15 protein-coding genes are annotated in these 21,241 nt (G+C 65.2%); 8 read left to right on the forward strand and 7 right to left on the reverse strand.

What is annotated here, in order from left to right; all coding sequences use genetic code 11:
• Nucleotides 1-114: 114 nt before the first annotated feature.
• The 5 genes from X566_RS00250 (at nucleotide 115) to X566_RS25195 (ending at nucleotide 4,748) form a co-directional block, all read left to right on the forward strand.
• Nucleotides 115-3,168, forward strand: a complete 3,054-nt coding sequence (locus X566_RS00250; protein ID WP_173402554.1) for a cation-translocating P-type ATPase — start codon at nucleotides 115-117, stop codon at nucleotides 3,166-3,168.
• Nucleotides 3,169-3,250: 82 nt separating this feature from the next.
• A complete protein-coding gene (gene lspA / locus X566_RS00255) occupies nucleotides 3,251-3,775 on the forward strand; it encodes a signal peptidase II (protein WP_343213021.1) in 525 nt (174 codons plus the stop codon).
• Nucleotides 3,776-3,777: 2 nt separating this feature from the next.
• Nucleotides 3,778-3,996 carry a cytochrome c biogenesis protein CcdA gene (locus tag X566_RS24185; RefSeq protein WP_081739988.1) on the forward strand — a complete coding sequence of 73 codons (219 nt, stop codon included), beginning with the start codon at nucleotides 3,778-3,780 and terminating at the stop codon, nucleotides 3,994-3,996.
• A gap of 99 nt (nucleotides 3,997-4,095) precedes the next feature.
• Complete coding sequence (locus X566_RS25230; protein ID WP_244434628.1) at nucleotides 4,096-4,452, forward strand: hypothetical protein; 357 nt, start codon at nucleotides 4,096-4,098, stop codon at nucleotides 4,450-4,452.
• A 41-nt stretch (nucleotides 4,453-4,493) separates the two neighbouring features.
• A complete protein-coding gene (locus X566_RS25195; RefSeq protein WP_051443747.1) occupies nucleotides 4,494-4,748 on the forward strand; it encodes a helix-turn-helix domain-containing protein in 255 nt (84 codons plus the stop codon).
• 122 nt (nucleotides 4,749-4,870) lie between these two features.
• Here X566_RS25195 and X566_RS00265 read toward each other — a convergent pair whose 3' ends face one another.
• The 7 genes from X566_RS00265 to X566_RS00300 all read right to left on the reverse strand — a co-directional run bounded on the left by X566_RS00265 (nucleotide 4,871) and on the right by X566_RS00300 (nucleotide 15,139).
• On the reverse strand, nucleotides 4,871-6,355 hold the full coding sequence (locus tag X566_RS00265; RefSeq protein ID WP_034462649.1) for a multicopper oxidase family protein: 1,485 nt from the start codon (nucleotides 6,353-6,355) through the stop codon (nucleotides 4,871-4,873).
• Nucleotides 6,356-6,960: 605 nt separating this feature from the next.
• Nucleotides 6,961-8,238, reverse strand: coding sequence for an MgtC/SapB family protein (locus tag X566_RS00275; protein WP_034462651.1), 1,278 nt, complete (start codon nucleotides 8,236-8,238; stop codon nucleotides 6,961-6,963).
• A 43-nt stretch (nucleotides 8,239-8,281) separates the two neighbouring features.
• Nucleotides 8,282-8,782: a cytochrome b gene (locus X566_RS00280; protein WP_034462652.1), complete on the reverse strand. Its 501-nt coding sequence runs from the start codon at nucleotides 8,780-8,782 to the stop codon at nucleotides 8,282-8,284.
• A gap of 20 nt (nucleotides 8,783-8,802) precedes the next feature.
• Nucleotides 8,803-10,329: a thymidine phosphorylase family protein gene (locus tag X566_RS00285; RefSeq protein WP_034462653.1), complete on the reverse strand. Its 1,527-nt coding sequence runs from the start codon at nucleotides 10,327-10,329 to the stop codon at nucleotides 8,803-8,805.
• On the reverse strand, nucleotides 10,326-11,684 hold the full coding sequence (locus X566_RS00290) for an MBL fold metallo-hydrolase RNA specificity domain-containing protein (protein ID WP_034462730.1): 1,359 nt from the start codon (nucleotides 11,682-11,684) through the stop codon (nucleotides 10,326-10,328). The genes X566_RS00285 and X566_RS00290 overlap by 4 nt, the downstream gene beginning before the upstream one ends.
• An 8-nt stretch (nucleotides 11,685-11,692) precedes the next feature.
• Complete coding sequence (locus X566_RS00295; RefSeq protein ID WP_034462654.1) at nucleotides 11,693-14,062, reverse strand: xylulose 5-phosphate 3-epimerase; 2,370 nt, start codon at nucleotides 14,060-14,062, stop codon at nucleotides 11,693-11,695.
• Nucleotides 14,063-14,110: 48 nt separating this feature from the next.
• Entirely contained in the window at nucleotides 14,111-15,139 is a 1,029-nt protein-coding gene (locus X566_RS00300; protein ID WP_051443749.1) for a ribose-phosphate pyrophosphokinase, read from the reverse strand.
• A gap of 425 nt (nucleotides 15,140-15,564) precedes the next feature.
• On the opposite strand from X566_RS00300, the gene ftsH reads away from it, so the two are divergent.
• From ftsH to rbbA, 3 genes are all read left to right on the forward strand, one after another.
• Nucleotides 15,565-17,439: an ATP-dependent zinc metalloprotease FtsH gene (gene ftsH / locus X566_RS00305; protein WP_034462732.1), complete on the forward strand. Its 1,875-nt coding sequence runs from the start codon at nucleotides 15,565-15,567 to the stop codon at nucleotides 17,437-17,439.
• 63 nt (nucleotides 17,440-17,502) lie between these two features.
• On the forward strand, nucleotides 17,503-18,489 hold the full coding sequence (locus tag X566_RS00310; RefSeq protein ID WP_034462655.1) for an HlyD family secretion protein: 987 nt from the start codon (nucleotides 17,503-17,505) through the stop codon (nucleotides 18,487-18,489).
• On the forward strand, nucleotides 18,479-21,241 hold the full coding sequence (gene rbbA / locus X566_RS00315) for a ribosome-associated ATPase/putative transporter RbbA (RefSeq protein ID WP_034462656.1): 2,763 nt from the start codon (nucleotides 18,479-18,481) through the stop codon (nucleotides 21,239-21,241). The genes X566_RS00310 and rbbA overlap by 11 nt, the downstream gene beginning before the upstream one ends.

Consider the following 21,241-nt stretch of genomic DNA (forward strand, 5'->3'; position numbering starts at 1 on the left):
GACAGCCGATAGGAACTTGGCTCGGGCTCCTTGATTTTGTGTCGGCCGCAGAACGTTGGGTACGCTCAGGATTCGAGCGACGCTCAAGGCAATTAGACAATTCCGGAGTTCAAGATGACTGAAGATACCGGGACAAGGAGCACGTCAAGCCTGTTACGCTTCAAGGTCGACGGCTTGGATTGTCAGAACGAAGTTCGGGTGCTTCGTGCCGCGGTAGGTCCGGTCGTGGGTGGCGAGGACAAGTTGTCATTCGACACCAAGGGCGGCGTCATGGAGATCCTGGGGCAGAGCACTTCGGCTTTCGGTGCAATCGAACAGGCGGTCGCCTCCACCGGGATGCAAGCCAAGCTTTTATTGCAGCCCGGCAATCCGACGGAATCCGCGTGGCTGTTCAAGGTCGAAGGGCTCGATTGTAAGAACGAGGTCGCGATCCTCAAGCGCGAAATCGGTCCACTGGTGGGTGGCGAGGACGGGCTTGCCTTCGACACGACAAAGGGGTTGATGACGGTCGCGTCTCGTCAGCGTGCCTCGATCGACGAACTCTTGCGCGGCGTCTCGAAGACCGGAATGTCCGGCTCTCTCGTCCAAGATGGTTCCGATGAAGCTATGCTTCTGCGCGTGCACGGCCTCGACTGCAAGAACGAAGTGGCTGCTCTAACCAGGGAGCTGGGACCGCTCGTCGGCGAGGACAAACTTGCCTTCGACACTGCACAGGGCGCTATGACCGTTGCCCCCCAGAGCCGAGCAACACTCCAGCAGATCAAGCAGGCTGTCACGCGAACGGGGATGCGCGCTGAGCCGTGGTCGTCGTCATCCGTTGTTGAGCCTTCAACCTGCGACGCCGCAGGCTCCGCGTGCAGTTGCTCGGCCGAGGTGCAAAAAACCCTCAACCCGCCGCTCCCAACCAATGAGCTTGGCATCGTCTATCGAATTCACGGTATGGATTGTGCCGATGAGATCGCCGCGCTAAAGCGCGAAGTCGGTCCGCTCGTCGGCGAAGACAAGCTCTCCTTCGATCTCCTCAATGGTCGCATGTCGATTGACATTGCGTCCGACGCCGCGTTGGAAGCTCGCATCGGGAAAGCCGTCTCTCGTGCAGGTCTACGCGCAGAGCCCTGGAGCGAAGGCGCGACCAGTGAAGTCGCACAGGCAGACGAACACCGACGGCGTATTCAGTCATGGCTGACGGCCGTGAGCGGCGTTTTCGCTGCGCTCGGCTTTGCGGTGCATGCCTGGCTTGGAGGCGGGATTATCGCTGCCTTCGAGGCCGGCGAACACGCTCTAGGCGCGACGCCGCTACCGAGCATTATCCTCTATTCGCTCGCTGTGCTGTGTGCCGCGCGCTACGTCGCTCCCAAGGCATGGCTCGCGGCGCGAAGACTGCGCCCTGACATGAACCTCCTAATGGTGATTGCCGTCGCGGGCGCGATCGGCATCGGCGCTTGGTTCGAAGCGGCGGCCGTCTCGTTCTTTTTCGCGTTGGCTCTGGCGCTTGAAGCTTGGAGCCTCGGCCGGGCGCGGCGAGCGGTCGCGGCTCTCATGGAACTCGCGCCGCCGACGGCGTGCATCAGGCTCGAAGACGGGACCGAGCGTGACATTCCGGCCGCCGAAGTCCGTGTTGGCTCTCACATCATCATTCGGCCCGGCGACAAGGTTCCTCTCGATGGTCGGGTGGCCGCTGGCGAGAGCGAGGTCAACCAGGCTCCGATCACCGGCGAAAGCGTCCCCGTCTTCAAGTCCGAGGGGGACGAGGTCTTCGCCGGCACCATTAACGGTGAAGGCGCTCTCAATGTCGTGACCACCAAGGTTGCGAACGACACTACGCTCGCGCAGATCATCCGCATGGTCGGCTCCGCGCAGGGCCGGCGCGCACCCAGCGAGCAGTGGGTCGAGAAGTTCGCCCGGATCTATACCCCGGTCGTGATGGCACTTGCGATCACCGTCTTTCTGGTGCCACCGCCGTTACTCGGAGGTGGCTGGGAGGTTTGGTTCTATCGCGCCCTCGTGCTTTTGGTGATCGCTTGCCCGTGCGCCCTTGTGATCTCGACGCCGGTGACGATCGTAGCCGCTCTCGCTGGAGCGGCTAAACAGGGCGTTCTGGTGAAAGGTGGTGTCCATCTCGAAACGCCGGCTCGCCTGAAGGCAATCGCCATGGACAAGACTGGAACGCTCACCGAAGGGCGTCCGCGGGTCGTGGAGATCTTGGCGCTCGGCAATCGCAGCGAAGGGGACCTTCTTCGGCTGGCTGCGGCCCTTGAGGCCCGCAGCGAACACCCGCTAGCGCGCGCCATTCTAGCAAGGGCAACTGAAGGTGGGATCGCCGCGCAACCGGCCGAGGCGGTCCAGGCCATCACGGGGCGCGGCATGATCGGCCGCGTCGCCGGTCGCGAAGTCTGGCTTGGGTCACGTCGCTACCTTGATGAACGCGCGATCAGCTCTACGGCAATTTTGGAACGCGCCGATTATCTCTCTGGGGCTGGTCGTACCATTGTCGCGGTTGGCGATAGCCGGGAGGTCTGGGGACTGATAGCCGTTGCTGACGCTGTGAGGGCTGAAGCCAAGGACATCGTAACAGCGCTCCATCGCGCTGGCGTCGAAAAGGTCGTGATGCTGACGGGCGACAATAGGGCCACCGCCGAGGCGATCGCCAAGGAGACAGGCATCGACGAGGTTTGCGCGGAACTTCTGCCCGGCGACAAGGTCGCCGCCGTCGAAGACCTGGTCCGGCGCTACGGAGCAGTCGCGATGGTTGGCGACGGGGTCAACGACGCCCCTGCCATGGGCCGCGCCAATCTTGGCATTGCCATGGGAGCGATGGGTAGCGATGCCGCGATCGAAACCGCCGATGTTGCGCTGATGTCAGATGATCTTTCGAGGTTGCCCTGGCTAGTGCGTCATTCACGAGCCACGCTCACCATTATTCGGCAGAATATCACCTTCTCGATCGCGGTGAAGCTGTTGTTCACCGTGCTAACCATAGTCGGTCTCGCGTCGCTTTGGGGAGCGATCGCCGCCGATGTCGGCGCGTCTCTGCTGGTCGTCCTCAACGGGTTACGCCTCCTCAATCGTGGACAGCGCCAGACGGAAGGTGGTCCAACCGGCGGCGCAAAGGTTCAAGCAAATGAGCCTGAGCATTCCGCTGCGGCTCGCCCCGCACCTGCGCATTGAATCAACAGTGGTCGCGTTCTGTTTGGGCAGCCGCTGTCGGCAGAGAAATGCCGACCTGAACTCCAATAAATGAGGAATTGTCTTGACCGGAAGCTCTCGTAGAGATCACGCGATATGGGTTGGTGGTGGATTTGCCACCGCGCTTCTGTTCGACGTCGCTACAAAGTGGTTGATTCTCAATACCGTGATGGTCCCGCCGCGCACTATCGAGGTTATGCCCTTTTTCAACCTGTCGCTCGGCTTCAACACTGGCGTCAGCTTCGGCATGTTCCAAGATTTTTTTCTTGAGCGTCCGCTGGTGCTGGCCGGGATCAAAGTGGCGATCACGGTCGGACTTCTCGTTTGGGCAATGCGAACCCACAGGACTTTTGAGGCCACGGCTCTCGGTTTGATCGCCGGCGGTGCCGCCGGCAACATCATTGACCGCGTGCATCAAGGCGCGGTGACCGACTTTCTCGATTTTCATGTGGCCAATTGGCATTGGCCTGCCTTTAACATGGCGGACGTTGCGATTAGCAGTGGCGTCGCGCTTCTCTTGGCGGGATCGTTTTTTCCATCCCGATCGCCGCTCTCCGCGCAGCAAGTGTCCAGCGACGGAAAGCGCTGAGGATGGCGGCGCTGGATATATCTCTGCTCGGTCTGGCAACAGCCGCCGCCGGCGGCGCTATCTCTTTCCTTTCTCCCTCCGTCCTGCCCCTCGTGCCCGGCTACCTGTCCTATGTTGCTGGTGGTGCCGGCGTGACCGGTGGCGGTACGGCGTCCAGACTTCACATCTTCCGACCGGCGCTCCTGTTCGTGCTCGGACCACGACCTGAGCCTCCTCGATGAAGCGGACACCGTGATCCTGCCTGGCGCGATCCGCGAGAACGACCGTCGAAGGCGCTGAAAGCGGCCCATGCGCGCGGCACGCGGATCGTCGGCCTGTGCCTGGGAACGTTCGTGCTGGCCGAGGCCGGATTGCTCGACGGGCGTGCGGCGTCGACGCATTGGGCGTGGGCTGACGAGTTCGAGCAACGCTATCCGCAGGTCGCCTTGAAGCAGAACGCGCTCTACATCGATGAGGGCGATATCCTTACCTCGGCAGGGACGGCGGCCGCCATCGATTGCTGCCTGCACATCGTGCGCAAGGATTATGGCGCGGAGATCGCCAACCGGATCGCGCGGCGTCTCGTAGTCGTCCGACATCGGCACGGCGGTCAGGCGCAGTATATCGAAAGCCCCTACCGGCGAGGGCGGACGCGGACCAACTCCACGCCACGGTCAACTGGGCTATCGGGCATCTGAATGAGCCACTATCGCTTGAGAGGCTAGCCGACCAAGCAGGCATGAGCCTGCGCAGCTTCACCCGGCACTTCAAGAAGAAGACCGGGACAACGTTCACGCAGCGGCTGTTGAACCATCGCCTCGCGGCAGCACAGCGATTGCTGGAAACCAGTTCTTGCTCGATTGAGCAGGTGGCCGATTTGGCCGGGTTCGGTTCGACGGTTTCCTTGCGCCAGCACTTCACGCGAGCTTTCTCGATTTCACCCGCGAGCTATCGTCGCCAATTCAAGAGCAGTCCTATTTCAGAGGCTGCTTGATGCCTTCTCAGCCATAAGCTTCGTCAACTTGAACTCGCTCTGTGTTTGGGAGTGCGAAGGTTGGCCTCCACCTTTCGATTGCCCGATGCCGACGACGACGCCGGCATCGGGCTTCTCGCGGCTCAGCCGAGGTCCTCATAGGTGACGTAGGCCATCATGCCAGTCGCCATATGATAGAGATGATGGCAATGCAGTGGCCACGTCCCGGGGTTGTTGGCGTCGAAGACGATCGTCATCGAGGCTCCCGGGGGGATCAGCACGGTATCGCGAACCGCGCCGGCCAGCTTCGCGCCGTTGATGGCGGTGACCTGGAAATGATGGCCGTGCAGGTGCATCGGATGCGACATCATCGATGCGTTGCGCATGGTGATCTCGATACGTTGCCGGCGGCGTGCACGCAGCGCGCCGCCGCCATCGATCGCCCACGCATAGCCCTGCATCTGTCCGGTCAGCGTTAGCGTGAAACTGCGGTCCGCGGGCTTCACCTCCAGAGGATGGCGCGCGCGCAGTCGCTGCTCGAGATCGGCCCCGACGATCGGACCGGCCTGGTCACCGGCCGTGGCGACGCGCTTTACGGTGGATCCGGGCGTAGCCATGATCACGCCCGTTCGTTCGGCAGCGCCCTCGCGCAGCGCAAGGACGGGATACGCGCCTTCGCCCGTCGGCAGCGAGAGAGAGATGTCGAGGCGTTGCCCCATGCTGACCGGGAAGGTCGAACCCATGATCGGTTCGACATCCTGGCCGTCGACCGCGAGAAGTGTTCCCTTGAGCGCGCCGGTATCGATCGTAAAGCCCGTCGCGGTTGCGCCGTTGATGATGCGAAGGCGAACGCGACCGCCCTTTTCCACACGCACGATTTCGGGGTCGTCGAGCGTCCGCTCATTGGCGAGATAGGCATCGTAGTCGATGTCGTTGAGGTCCATTCCGGCCATCTGCATGCCAGGCATTGCCCCCATCGACATCTTGCCCATGTCGCCGTGCCCCATCCCGGAGTGGCTCATCATCGACATGCCGGCCATATCGCCTGATTTCTTCGCCACGTCATGGCCTTGGCCTTGCTGCAACCGCGCGAGCAGTTCTTCGACGGGCGTGAAAGAGAAATCGTGCAGGAGGATGACGACCTCCTGCTCGTCGCGCGCCAGATCGGCGGCCCGGCGGACGATGAGCGGGGCTGCGAGCAGATTCTGCTCCTGCAGCGTGTGGGCGTGCATCCAGTGCGTCCCGCCATCGCCGACGGGGAACGTGTAGCGATGACTGGTTGCCGGTTTGAGCAATGGCGAGGGATTGTCCGGCACGCCGTCCGCCTGCCACGGCGGCGTCAGCCCGTGCCAGTGAATGAGCGTCGGTTGACCGATCTCGTTCGTAAGCTCGACGTCGAAAAGTGCCTCCGCATCCAATGTCAGGCCATGCGTGCCATTGGGTTGCATGAGGCCGAAGACGCGTGCGGCGCGGCCATTGACCTCGATGGTGCGGCTCGCGGCTGCGAGCTTGGTGGGTGAGCGGCCGGCCTGGGCCTGCGCCCAGCCAATCGCGGGACGAGCAAGGGCGCCAGTCCCGAGAGCGGCCGCGCCGCTCATCATGGTGTTGAGAAAACTGCGTCTGTTCATGATCGTAAATCCTCATCGTGCCTGAATAGGCCAGGTGTGCTGATTGAGCACCGTGAAGGTGCGCGCCAAAACCCGGAGCATCGGGGGGCGAATGGATCAGCGTCGAGGAGGTTTGTGCGGCTGACCGACAAAGATGCCGGCGATCGGGTCGCCGCGATCGAGTCGATGCCTGACCAGCATCGGCCGCGGCCTCTCGTCCGGTCCCGTGGTTGCGGCCGCGTTGCAAAGGCTGCAAACCGATGTGCAACAGCGGTCGGCATGCGTTCGGATCAGTTTGTCGATGGCGCTGGTCTGCGAATGGATGCCGACTGGATTGCCCGCGCTCTCGTTGCCCAGGACGTGCTCGACCAAATGCCCCGTGTTCGGGCAGGGCATGGCGTGTGCGCTAGCGACCGACATACCGAGCAAGGCGAGCATGAGCACGGCGACCAGCGCCGTTCTCATGCAACCGACGACACTGGCCAGTAAACCCATCTGCCTTGAGGACCCGTTTCTAGGAGAATATCTTAGCACGCTTCAATCATGATTGATCGGGATCAATCTGTCGGGGCATTTGCTTATGCAGTCGCCATCGATGGGCGTGCTGAGATCTTCGGCCACCTCTGTCACCGCAGAACTGGCGTCGCTCCGGGCCAACCGAAGTGCGGCAGCACCATGAAGGCTGCGAAGCCGGCCGCGCCCGCCAGCGCAGTGGCAATCGCGAGAGGAAGCCAAAAGCGGATGGGACCGGTCGCACCGGCAACGAGGAGGCGGCCGGCGGCATTGGTTGCAAGCGCGATCAGGACAGCGTGCCCGACGGTCTCCTGATCAGCTGTCGATCCAAGAAGCCGCAGCGCGCTCAGAACCGCAACGTCGACGTCGAAGGTCCCCGAGACTGCCGACGTCGCAACCGTTCCCGCGGCATATCCCGACGCAGCAGCGCTAATGGTCGATACGACGGCGAACAGCGCCGCGAAAGCGAGAAGCGGTGCGAGCTCGAAGGGGTTGCGCGGCGCACTGTCGCCGGTCGCCGCAAGGTGACCGCGGGTGAGGAAGACGCCGCCGCATATCGCCAAGCCGGTGACGGCTGCGAGAATAGCAAGGCCGGCGACGCCGAGTACCGCGGGTGCGACGATGGCCACGATGCCGGCGACGCGCAGGACCGAGACAGCGGAAGCGAGTGTCGCGGCACCGGCAAGTGGCCAGGGATTTTCCCCCGCCGCCGCCGCGCGTGCCAATGCAAGGGTGACAGCCGTAGACGAGACGACCGCGCCCGCCAGTCCGCCGACGAGCACGCCCCTTGTGGTGCCAAGGATTCGCACGGCGATGTAGCCGAGGAAGGAGATCGCGGCGGTGAGCACCGTAAACAGCCACACCTGGCGGGGGTTGAAGCCGCCCCAGGGATCGATCGGCTCTGCGGGAAGCAGAGGCAGGACGATCGCTGTCATGACAGCGAGCACCAGCGCGGCGCGCAGCTCGAGCCATGAGATGCGTCTGAGCAAACCATGGAGGAGATCGCGACTGGCGAGAAGAACGGCCAGCGCGGTGCCCCCAGCGGCAGCAGCACGGTGGTCGCCCACGACCGCCAGGGCGCCGAGGACAAACACGCCGAGCCCAGCGACGACCCCTGTTACGCTGAAGTCGGCATCATGCATGGCTTCGCGGCTCTTGTACCAGGCAAAGACAGCCGTGAAGGCGAAGAGGCCCGCAACGAGCACCGAAGGCGCTTCGAGGCTGCGGGCCATTGTCGCGAACAGTCCGCCTAGCAAGCCTGTGATCGCATAGGTGCGGATACCGGCCGTGCGCGTTCCGTCCGGCGCGTCGCGCTCGCGCCACCCGCGCTCGAGGCCAACCAGCAGGCCGATGGCAAGGGCAAGGCCGAGCTTTGCAATCAGCGATTCCATCGCCAACCTCCCGAAGGCGGGCGGCTCTGGCGCGAGGCGAGCGTCATCGCGCTTTTCGGATCATGCGCCACAAGACCTGGTCGCGACGCCAGAAATGGTGCCAAAGCGCGGCGCCGGCGTGAAGCAGGACGAGAGCGAGCAGCGTCCAGCTGAGCAGGCTGTGAACCGGCGCGATCCGGAACGTCAGATACATGGCGATCGTGCCGGTGACGGGCAGCGCGACCAGGACTGCATAGAGCGCCGCATGCATGGCGGCGGCACTCATGCGCTCGAAAGGGGACAAGCCCGGCACGGGCGCTGGCCGACCGTAGGCGAAGCGCAGCACAAGTTGCGCCAGCACGAGGAAGAGAATCGCCCAGCCGCTCCAAGCATGCACCTGATGCAGAAACAGGTCGATGGGACGCGGCTTCATAAACAGGTGCGCCATGTGGGTGCGCTGGATCGCCCAGGCGGTCGGCACCTGGACGAGGCATAGAAGCAGCACCGTCCAATGCATGAGCCGATGCGCGAGAGGGAATCCGTCCGGTCGATGTGCTCGACGCATCGACCCTGGCCAACGCCATCTCAAGCCTCGACCTCGACGATGTCGCCGGCGCGCGCGGCATAATCGAGCGCGTAGGCGAGCTCACCGGTCGTCTCGGCGTGGACATGGAGGAGCGGCTGGCCGCGATCGATCTCGTCGCCGAGCCTGACCTCCATGTGAACGCCAGCCGCCTTCGCTTCCGGCGCACCCGCGAGCTTGGCGAGCCGAGAGAGCTTGCGGTTGTTGATATGGACGACACGACCGGCACGGGCAGCCGTCAGGGGATGGATGTACGACGCCTTCGGCGGCACACGAAGGCCGCCCTGGGCCTGGCAGATCGCCTCGAATTTCGACCAGGCCCGGCCGCTGGCTAGCGTTGCAAGCGCGAGGTCGGTGCCTTGTCCCTTCGCGGCCTTGCCGCCGATCTCGAGCGCGGCTCCAGCCAGAGCGGCGGCGCGACGGCGCAAATCGTCGGGCGCCTCGGCTGCGTTGTTCAGCACGGCAAGCACGTCAAGCGCCTCCAGCGCGGGGCCGATGCCGCGCCCGACAGGCTGAGAGCCATCGGTCTGGACGCAGGTCGTCGCGAGGTTGAAGCGGGCCGCGACTAAGCTCAGGCGCTCCGCCAGGCGGCTGGCGGCGTCCTCGCCGCGCACCTTGGCAGTGGGTCCGACAGGAATGTCGATCACGACATGGGTCGAACCCGCGGCAATCTTCTTGGACAGCACGGAGGCGACGAGCTGGCCTTCGGTGTCGATGTCGAGCTCGCGCTCGACACGCACGAAGATATCGTCGGCGGGGCTCAGATGCACGGCGCCGCCCCAGGCGACGCAGCCGCCTTCGCTCTCCACGACGCGCCTCAGCGTAGCGATGTCGAGCTCCACCGGCGCCAGCGTTTCCATCGTGTCGGCGGTGCCGGCCGGGGAGGTGATGGCGCGCGAGGAGGTCTTGGGCATGACCAGGCCGTTCGCGGCAACGATCGCGACCACGATCGGCGTGGTCCGATTGCCAGGAAGGCCGCCGACGCAATGCTTGTCGACGACGATCGGTGCGTCCCATCGCATCCGTTCGCCGACATCCACCATGGCGCCGGTCAGATCGGCGGTTTCGGTCTCGTCGAGGGGGAGAGCGGCGCTGGCGGTCAGAAAGGCCGCAAGGTGGACCTCCGTATAGCGTCCGGCAACCACGTCCCGCAGGATGTCGGCAAAGGCGCGTGCGTCCAGCCGATTGCCATAGATGCGCTGACGCACGCTGGCGAGCGAGTCGATCGCGGGCGCATGGCTGACACGGACCACATCACCGTCGCTGAGGCCGAGCCGTTCCCACGCGGTCTCGGAGAGGCCGACCTCGTCGATGGCGATGAGGTCGTCGCCGTCGACCTGAAACAAGGTCGCCTGGACTTGACCCTTGCCGTTCGAGACCAGCACCTGCGAGCGGGCCGCCAAGCCTTCCGATCGGCAGACGTGGCAGTCGGTTCGCATGACGACCACAGCCTGGTGCTGCGTGTGCAGGCGGATGCGGCGGACCCGCAGCGTCGGTTGGGCGGGAATCGTGCTGTCGGCAGGCGTCATAGATCGAACTTCTGGTTCTGCCGGGGAACGACGGCGTTCCATTTGAGCTCGCGGTCGATGCGGACGCGCAGGGCTTCGGAGCCCGCGTCCTCGCCGTGCACGATGAAGACACGAGACGGCGGCCGCCGGAAGCCCGAGAGCCATCGCATGAGCTCGTTGGAATCGGCATGCGCCGAGAGCATCGACAGCTCCTCGACCGCGGCGCGGACCGGAATCCACTCGCCATGGATCTTGGTCTCCTGCGCACCTTGCAGCATGGCCCGGCCGCGCGTGCCGGCCGCCTGGAAACCCGAAAACAGGATCGTATTGCGGGCGTCGGGAGCGAAGGCCTTCAGGTGATGAAGGACGCGCCCGCCGGTCGCCATGCCGCTCGCCGAGATCACCACCTTGGGGTAGGGGCTCGCCGTGATGCCCTTCGAGCCGTCGACGTCGCGCGTGTAAGTGGCGATCGCGCAGACTTCCTTGCATTGCCCTGGCGACAGACGATGATCCTCACGATGGGCATGGAGAAGGTCAGTAGCGTCGATCGCCATCGGACTGTCGAGATAGATCGGCACCTTCGACAGGCGCCCGGCCGTCTTGAGCTTCCACAGATGGTAGAGCAGCGACTGGGCGCGTCCGACGGCGAAGGCGGGAACGACGACCGTCCCGCCGCGCGCGATCGTCCGTTCGACGACAGCGCCGAGCGCTTCGGTCGGATCGGCGGGATCGTGAACACGGTTGCCATAGGTCGACTCGATCAGAACGTAATCCGCCTCCGGCACCGGGACCGGATCGGGCAGAACCGGATCGTCATAGCGGCCGAGATCGCCGGAGAAGGCGATGCGCCGCCCACCCCATTCGACCTCGGCGGTCGCAGCACCCAGGATGTGGCCGGCATGGCGGAAGGTGAGCGTCGCGCCGAAAGGCAGCTTGACCGGCTTGTCGAAGGGCACGGTCGAAAAGAACTCGAGGCTGCGCTCGGCATCATGGATGCCGTACAGCGCGAGCGCCGGCTTATGCTTCGAGAAGCCCTTGCGGTTGGCGTATTCGGCGTCCTTCTCCTGAAGGTGTCCGCTGTCCTTCAGGATGAGCTCCGACACATCGCGCGTCGCGGACGTCGCGTAGATCCTCCCGCGAAAGCCGTCACGCACCAGTTTCGGAAGATAGCCCGAATGGTCGAGATGAGCGTGCGTCAGGATGACGGCGTCAATGCTCGCCGGCGCGATCGGCAGCGGCTCCCAGTTCAGCTCGCGCAAGTTCTTGAGGCCCTGAAACAGACCGCAGTCGATCAGGATGCGCTTGTCGCCGTTGGCAAGGAGATGTTTCGAACCGGTGACGGTGCCTGCGCCGCCGAGGGAAGTGAGTGTCAGCATGTCGTCCTTCAATGCGTGGGGGTGGACAGATCGGCGGGTGAACCTTTCCCATCGATGGCGTTGCGCTCGACATTCGTCAGAAAGTCCTCACGCGACCAACCGGCCAGGGGAGCAGCCGCTTCGATCAGATGCGCCCATGAGCAGCGGTTGGCGAACAGCATGCCGGCGACGTCAAGCGTGCCGCCACGGCTGATATAGCCGCGGGCCGCGGTTTGCTTCGGCCCGCCGTCGAGCCGTCGCAAGAGGCCGAGCATCGGTTCGGGCCGCGTGTGCGATACGATCAGCCGCGGAACGCCGACAGGGAAGAGGCGGTTCAGCGCGTCGTCCGTCGCCACGAAGCGCGCCTCGATCGGGTCGCGCGGGATGCGGAGGCGGCCCGGTTCGTTGATCGCCGTCACCAGAACCCGCCGTCCGTGCTCTTTCAGACGACGCGCGGCCTTGAGCGCCTCTTCGAGCTGGTAGGCGCCGATCGCGACGATCTGCAATTGCGCATCCTCGGTCTGCCCTTCGATCGTGGCGGCGCCATCGGCGACGAAGCGGGTCGCGGCCTCACCATCGAAACGATGTGGCATGTCACGCTTGGAGACGATCACACCGGCGACCTGTCCGCGACCGCCGAAGACCGAGGCCATGGTGGCGACGGCGCTGTTGGCGTCGACGGGAAACAGCACGCGCGCCGTATCGGACATCTCGCCGAGAAGCGCCTCGCCGAGCGTCGGGTCCTGGTGTGATTGCTCGTTCTTCGAGTTCTCCCAGGTGTGCGAGGTGACGACCAGCGGCACCGAAATCCAGCCCGGCTCCTTGCCGTCCTCACGCTGGCGGCGGGCGAACACGATCTCCTGCCGCAGGCCGCCGAGCATCTTCATCGCAAAGGCTTCGTAGCTGACGATGAGGTTGAGACCGCCTTTGTTCGCAAGCGCCGCGGCGGCGACTGCCTCCTCGTTCAGCGCCGTGATCACGCTGCCGTCGCGAGCTTCGGCGACGCCGGTCTCCGGCGCGTTGACGCGATGGCGCAGCCGCTCGAGGGTCGCCCCCATATGATTGGAGCTCAGCTCATCGGGATTGCCGACGCGCACCCGCAGGGCGGGATTGGCGTCGACGAGACGCACGAACCAGCGGTCGAGCGCATGCATGGCGCAATCGGCCGGCGCGCCGATCTCGGTCCAACCGGGCGCAGGCAGGTCCGGCGCCGACGGATGGCGGACCGCGAGCGGGTGGCTGCTCTCCGCTGGCCGGTTCTGTTGTCCATGGACGGCGATCGCGGCGACCGCATCCTCGATGTCGTCAGGCGTTACAAACAGGGCTCGCGCCGCGTCGTTGAAGGCCTTGCGGGCAGCGGCGTCGCGCGAGGGGTTTGCGGTCAGTGGCAGGTTGTGCGCCGCGTTTGTTCCGGCGCCCGGAAAGCCGAAGCCCTTCACCGTCTCGGCAATGACATAGGGAATGGGGGCGGGATAGGCACGGCCTGGCTCGGCGATAAACCGGCCGAGGCGTTCCTCGGCTGTCAGGATCGCCCAGACGAAGGCCGCCGGGTCTTTGCCGTCGATGCCGAAGGGATCGAAGCCGTTGAGCCTGAGATGTTCGGCGAGCCACTCAGCGCCGCCCTGCTGCGCGATCTGCGCTCGCTCCTCGATGCGTCGCCCATTCAGGATCATGATCGGCACCACGAGGCCGCTATCCTCCGCGCGCCACCAGCGCGCCGTCCAGTCAGAGCCGCGCTGCTCCTCGAAGGCGCCATCGCTCAGAAAGGCGACCAGGCTCTCTCCCGGCAGCGGCGCATGGACATACTGGACCTCGGCGAAGCCGAGATAGCCGCCCTCGGAGATCGCTCCGGCCGTGTTCGGTCCGGCATGGCTACCGATCGGCACCGCCGGGCGGCCGCCGGCATCGATGGCGTAGGAATAGAAATCGGCGGCAAGCTGGGACAGGCCCTTCTCGCTGCGGTCGTATCGTCCCTTCTGCGCATCGGAGACATCGCCGGTCAGCGCATTGATCGCCTCGATCGCGGCGACGCAATGGCCCTGTCCCATCACCCAGGAGCGGGTGGTGGCCGAGAGCGCGTTCGCGGTGAGGTAACCGACAAAGGCGGGCACCATGTTCAGCGATCCACCGGTATGCCCTTCCGGGGCCGCCTTGAAGGCTTCGGCCGGTAGCGGCGCGCCGGAGAGGTCGACGCGCTTGGCATAGGTCATGTGGACGACCGTCCACATCGCAGCAGCGGTCAGCCGGTCGGCGGCGGCGAGCAGGCGGTAAAGCGCGTCCGGGTTCAGCTTGGGCGATTGCGCGAGCGCGCGAATGCGCGCGACCGTCTCGTCGCTGTGCCTGATCGGGCCGTAACCGGCGCGCCAGTGTTCGAAGGCTGGGGACGTCGTCGCGGCCATGCGCTGCTGCCTTTCCTGGGTGGATTTGTTTTCTGGATGTTGGCCGACTTACGCGACCCCGCCGGTCCAGGGCGGAGGGTCGCTTGCAGGGAAGGAATCGATGCCGGCGCGTTCGACGTCATCGACCGGCTCGGGTGGGCGGCGGTGACGAATGAATTCGGGATCGGGCGCATCGGCGGCCGCAAGCGCGTCGGCGATCAGCCGCGAGAGCCCGATCGCGTTGGTCGGGTGGCTGACGGAATCGGAGGAGACGATCCTGCCGCAAAGCGGCGCCAGCCGCTCATACGAGTCGCCGGCGAAAATGCCGTGCACGACGGCGACGTCGGGGCGGGCAAATCCGAGCGGGGGCAGCTTGCTTGCCGCTTCGATGAGGGTGTTGCCGGACGAAGCGATGTCGTCGACCAGAACCGGCTGCAATCCGTTCCATTGCGAAAGGTCCGGCAACGCGATCTCGACGTCGCGGTCGCCATGCCGGATCTTGCGTAGCACGGCATGCGGCGCCCCGATCCGTGCCGCAATCGCGGAGACCCACTGCTCGCTTTCCTCGTCCGGACCGATGATGAGCGGCTTGGCGACCGACGCGGCGATCCAATCGGCCAGGAGTGGTGCGGCATGAAGCGTCAGCGCCGGGATCTCATAGAGCGCCGAAAGCGCGGGATAGCGGTGCAGATGCGGATCGACGGTGACGAGCCGATCGAAGCTGGACGAAATCAGGCGTGCGAAGGTTCGCGAGGTGATGGCCTCGCCCGGCCGGAAGCGGCGATCCTGCCGCATATAGGCAAGATAGGGAGCGACCAACGTGACCGTGGCCGCGCCGAGCGATCGCGCCGCGTCAGCAAGAAAGACGAGCCGGAGGAAGCCGTCGTCGGGACGCGCCAGCGTCGAAACCAGCAGGACCGCCTTCCCCGCCACCTCCGTGGCGAGGCGCAGATAGGTTTCGCCATCGGGAAAGTTGCGCGTTTCGATTGCGCCTAGCTCGCCGGCGCCGGCGTTCACAAGCGCTTGCGCAAAAGCCTCGTTGCCGGGGAGAGCAATGATGACGTGGGCGGACGTCTTCTGGGCGGGGGCAGGGGCCATTCTTCGTCTTTCGTCGTCTCGTCTCGGCCTGCATCAGAACGCGGGCGCGGCTTCATGATTTCTTGCGCAAAGGCGAAGACAGGCTCCCGATAAAGCCCGCGCGGCCGCCCGATTCTTTAATCGAGATTAAGTTCTCGCCGTTGTGTGCCGGCCCCGCCGACGCGTCTGAGCGGCATTTCCGCTGGTGCGCGAGGGCGTGCATATCGCTTGATGGTCAGCGACTTTCGGGACGCAATCTTGATCTGAGTTAAAGTTTCGGCCGTCCCGGGCGCGCATTTTCAGGGCCGAGCGGGGCCCGGTTCGCCTTCAGCAGCGAACTTCCGTGGGCCCTGACGCTCACAGATGCGTCGAACGATGCCGTGCCTGGCTGATGGTATCAACCGCATTGGCCCGTCGCGCGGCAAAGAAGTACGGGAATGCGGTCGATGGAGAGTGACAATAAAGCGCCCGCCAAGCGGGTCTTCAAGTTCGACATCCTGTACTTTGTCGCGGTCTTCTTCGCCGTTCTGCTGATCCGGGACCTGCTTGTCGGCCAGGGCCACATCAAGGTCATCCCGTACAGCGAATTCCAGGGCCTGATCGAAAAGGATGGCGTCACCGACCTGGTGGTCGGACCGACGGAGATCACCGGCGCGTACAAGCCGCCGCTCGAGAAGGACGCACCGCAGCATTTCTCCACGGTTCGCGTCGATCCGCAGATCGCCGACGTGCTGACCAAGCGCAACATTTCCTTCTCGGGACAACCGGCGCCGGGCCTCTTCGAAAACCTGCTGTCGTGGCTGATGCCGGCGGCGATGTTCGTGCTGATCTGGATGTTCCTGTTGCGCCCGATGATGGCCGGGCAGCATGGCGGCCTGATGAGCATCGGCCGCAGCCGTGCCAAGGTCTATGCCGAGAAGTCCGTGAAGGTGACGTTCGCCGATGTGGCGGGCGTCGATGAAGCCAAGCAGGAGCTGGCCGAAGTCGTGGGCTTCCTCAAGGACCCGGCGACCTATGGCCGCCTCGGCGCGCGCATCCCCAAGGGCTTGCTTCTCGTTGGACCGCCGGGGACGGGCAAGACGCTGCTGGCGCGCGCCGTCGCCGGCGAATCGGGCGTCCGCTTCTTCTCGATCACGGGCTCCGAATTCGTCGAGATGTTCGTCGGCGTCGGCGCTTCGCGCGTGCGCGACCTGTTCCAGCAGGCGCGCGAGCAGGCCCCGGCGATCGTGTTTATCGACGAACTCGACGCGCTCGGCCGCGCCCGCGGCGTCGATATGCCCGGCGGCGGACATGACGAGAAGGAGCAGACGCTCAACCAGCTGCTCGCCGAGATGGACGGCTTCGATCCGAGTGTCGGCATCGTCGTGCTGGCGGCGACGAACCGGCCCGAAATTCTCGATCCGGCGCTGCTGCGGGCCGGCCGCTTCGATCGACAGGTCCTGGTCGACCGCCCCGACCGTCAAGGCCGCATCGACATCCTCAACGTGCACTTGAAAAAGATCAGCGTGGCCCCCGAACTCGACGTCGCGGCGGTTGCCGCGCTCACACCAGGCTTCACTGGCGCTGATCTCGCCAATCTCGTCAACGAGGCCGCGCTGGTCGCCACCCGCCGCGGCGCGAGCGCCACCGTGCTCGACGATTTCACGCAGGCCGTGGAACGCATCGTCGCTGGCCTGGAAAAGAAAAGCCGGATTCTCATTCCGCGCGAGCGCCAGATCGTGGCGCATCACGAAATGGGCCATGCGCTCGTCGCCATGGCGCTGCCGCAGACCGACGTCGTACAGAAGGTTTCGATCATCCCGCGCGGCATCGCGGCGCTCGGTTACACGCTGCAGCGGCCGACCGAAGATCGTTTTCTCATGAGTCAGTCCGAGTTGCAGGATCGCATGGCGGTGCTGCTTGGCGGTCGGGCCGCCGAAAGCCTGGTGTTCGACGAGATTTCGACAGGCGCGGCGGACGATCTCGTCAAGGCGACGGACATCGCGCGCAACATGGTGGTCCGGTTCGGCATGTCGAAGGAGCTCGGACAGGTCGCTTATGAGCCGGAGACGGGCAGCTTCCTCGTCGGCCAGACCCCGGTCTGGCGGCCGCGCACCTACAGCGATGAGACGGCCGAGGCCATCGACCACATGGTGAAAGACCTGATCGACCGCGCCTTCCAGAAGGCCCGCTCGATCCTCGAGCGCAACCGTTCGGTGCTGGATAGCAGCGCGCGCGAACTTCTTGCGCGCGAAACGCTGGGCCCCGATGACCTTGCCAAGCTGACCACCGGTCTCGAGCGCGAAGCGCCGGGACGGCCGGGCCTGGCTCTGGTCGAGTGATGGGGATCAAACACCGCCGGATCGGCCTGCTTGGCGGGCGCTCGCTGTTCAAGGGACCATAAAGTGCGCAGATCGCCCATTGTCGTCATCGCCGTGTTGGTCGCGACCGCGGCAGCCGGATCCTATGTCTATTGGCTTGGAACGCAGAACCGCGTGCCGGCGGGCCTGGCGCGGGTGAACGGCAGGATTGAGGTCGAGCGGGTCGACATCACCAGCAAATATGCCGGGCGCCTGGCGGAAGTGCTGGTCGACGAGGGCGCCAATGTCAGCAAGGGTGAGGTGCTCGCGCGGCTGGACACGAGCGAGATCCAGGCGCAACTGACGGCGGCCCGAGCAGCTGTGCACCGCAGCCATCAGAGCGTCGCCAGCGCACAAGCGAGCGTCGCGCTGCGTGAGGCCGAGCTCAATCTCGCGCAGGTCGAGCTCCAGCGTGTGGTTGAACTCATGCGAACCAACACGTCGACACAGGCTGAGCTTGATCGCCGGACGGCGCAACGCGACATCTCGCGGGCCTCATTGCAGACCGCGAAGGCCGCGGTCGAGGATGCGAAGGCCTCGGTCGAAGTCGCCGAGGCGCAGGTCAATCAGATCGAGGCGGCCATCGCCGACATGACGTTGAGGGCGCCGGTGTCTGGCCGCGTCGAGTATCGTCTGGCGCGAACTGGCGAGGTTGTCGGCGCCGGAGGTCGGGTGCTGACGGTGTTCGATCTCTCGGATGCGCATATGACGATCTATCTTCCGACGGCCTCCGCCGGTCGCGTGGCGGTGGGCTCACAGGCGCGTCTCGTGCTGGATGGTCCGGGCGGCTACGTCCTGCCGGCGACCGTGTCCTTCGTCTCCGCCGACGCGCAGTTCACGCCAAAATTCGTCGAGACGGCGAACGAACGCGAGAAGCTGATGTATCGCGTCAAGCTGCATATCGACCCGGCGCTGGTCGCCTCCGAGCGCGGCTATGTGAAGGCGGGGATGACCGGCAACGCTTATGTCCCGGTGACGGGAGATGCGAATTGGCCGGCCGAGCTTGCGCCGAGGTTGCCCGATGGAGGCTGACCCCGCCGCCGTCAGCCTGTCGGGTGTCCAGCATGCCTATGGGAAGGTGGTGGCACTTCGCGATTTGGCTCTGACCATCCCGCCTGGCTGCAAGCTCGCCATTGTCGGTCCTGACGGCGTCGGCAAGTCGACATTGCTCGGCTTGATCGCGGGGGTTCGCCGCATTCAGCGCGGTTCGGTCAGCGTGCTGGGGGGCGACATGGCCTCGGCGGCGCACCGCAGCGAGGCCGCGCCCCGCATCGCCTATATGCCGCAAGGGCTCGGACGCAATCTTTATCCGACCTTGTCGGTCTACGAGAACATCGACTTCTTTGCCCGGCTTTACAGCCAGCCGGACGATCGCCGGCGTGGGCGCATCGACGAGCTCATGCGGGTCACCGGGTTGTTTCCCTTTGCCGATCGGCCAGCGGGAAAACTCTCCGGCGGGATGAAGCAGAAGCTCGGGCTGTGCTGCGCGCTCGTCCATGATCCCGATCTCCTCATCCTGGACGAACCGACGACCGGCATCGACCCGTTGTCGCGCCGCCAGTTCTGGACGCTGATCGGGCGCATCCAGGCCGAGCGGCCGACCATGACGGTGATCGTGGCGACGGCTTATATGGAGGAGGCCGGGGCCTTCGATCGCATCGTGGCGATCGACGATGGCGCGATCATCGCTGACGGGAGCCAGCCGGAGCTGCTTGCGCGCACCGGCGCGGCTACGCTCGAGCAGGCCTATATCGAGCTGCAGCGCCCGGAGCGGCGCGGGGCGCGGGTGGCGCCGTCCATGCCACGTCTCGAAGCGGACGGCGGACCGCCTGCCATCGTGGCCGAGGGCCTGACGATGCGCTTTGGCGATTTCACGGCGGTCGATCATGTGAGCTTTCGCATCGAGCGCGGCGAGATCTTCGGCTTCCTCGGCTCCAATGGCTGCGGCAAGACGACGACGATGAAGATGCTGACGGGGCTGCTTCCGGCGACCGAAGGACGTGCCGAGCTCCTGGGCAAGCCGGTCGATGCGCGCGACATCTCGACCAGGACGCGGATCGGCTACGTCTCCCAATCGTTTTCGCTTTACGAAGAACTGACGGTGCGCGGCAATCTCGAACTGCACGGGCGGCTGTGCGGCATCGGCGGCAAGGGGCTGGGTGAGCGGGTCGAGGAGGCCTTGTCGCGGTTCGAACTCGGTGATGTCGCCGAGACGCTTCCGGACGCCTTGCCGTTGGGCATGCGCCAGCGCCTCCAGCTGGCGGCGGCATGCCTGCATCGTCCCGATGTCCTGATCCTGGACGAGCCCACCTCGGGCGTCGATCCGGCGGCGCGTGACCGCTTCTGGAGCCTGCTGCTCGAGATGTCGCGCCGCGACGGGGTGACGATCTTCATCTCGACGCATTTCATGAACGAGGCCGAGCGTTGCGACCGCGTCTCTCTCATGCATGCGGGCCGCGTGCTGGCGGTCGGCGCACCACGCGAGCTCCAGGCCACGCGGGGGGCCGCGAGCCTCGAGGATGCCTTCGTCGCCTATCTGGAGGATGCGGCGGCGGTCGGCGCCGCGGAGCCGCCTGCGGATGATACGCGCAGCGCGGTCGAGCCCGGCTCAGTGATGCGGAACGACGATGCCCAAGCGACGCCGAAGCCGAGGCTCGCCTCCGTGAGGAGGATATGGACGTTCGCGCGCCGCGAGGCGCTCGAGCTGAGCCGGGATCGTATCCGGCTGGCCTTCGCGCTGATTGGTCCGCTCCTGCTCATGGCTGCCTTCGGCTACGGGATTTCCTTCGACATCGAAGGTCTGCGCTACGCGGTGCTCGACCGCGACCATTCGCTGGAAAGCCGGGCTTTCCTCGACCAATTCTCGAATTCGCGCTACTTCGTCGAGCAGGCACGCCTGAACGAGGATGTCGAGATCGACCGACGCCTGCGCGCCGGCGAGCTCAAATTCGCGGTCGATATCCCGCCCGGCTTCGGCCGCGACCTGTTGCAAGGCCATCGACCTGAAGTCGGCTTCTGGCTCGACGGCGGCAACACCTTCCCCGCCGAGACGGCGCGCGCCTACATTCTTGGCACGCTTCAGACCTATGCCGGCGAGCTCGCGCGGGCCGCCCGAAGCGCCAACGGACTGCCGGCCGAGACGCTGCGGGTCGAGCCGCGCTTTCGTTACAATCAGGACTTCCGCTCCGTCTTCGCGATCACGCCGGGATCGATCATGCTGCTGCTGATCATCTTCCCGGCGATGCTCACGGCCCTCGGCGTCGTGCGGGAGAAGGAGATGGGGTCGATCGCGAATGTCTACGCGTCGCCGGCGACGGTCGGCGAGTATCTGCTGGGCAAGCAGCTCCCTTATGTCGCGACCGGCGTCCTGAGCTATCTCAGTTTGCTGGTCTTCGCCGGCGGCGTGCTCGGCGTCGTGCCGAAGGGCTCGCTGCTGGCGCTGTCGCTGGCAGCCCTCGTCTATGTTTTCGCCGCCACGGCCTTCGGGCTTCTGGTCTCGGCTTTCGTCTCCACGCAAGTAGCGGCGATATTCGGCACCGCGATCCTGACGGCGATGACCGCAGCGCATTATTCGGGCTTCCTGATCCCGGCCTCCTCGCTCGAGGGGCCGGGCCGCATCATGGGCCTCTCCTTCCCGCCGCTTTGGTTCCAGACCATCAGCCTCGGCGTGTTCGCCAAGGGCCTCGACACGCCAGCGTTCGCCCGCGAGCTTCTGGTGCTGGCGGCGTTCGCGCTTGGATTCCTGCTGCTGGCGCGGCTCTTGATCCGCAAGCAGGGGGCGTAG

Origin of the sequence: Afipia sp. P52-10, assembly GCF_000516555.1 — a bacterium.
Lineage (GTDB): Bacteria > Pseudomonadota > Alphaproteobacteria > Rhizobiales > Xanthobacteraceae > P52-10.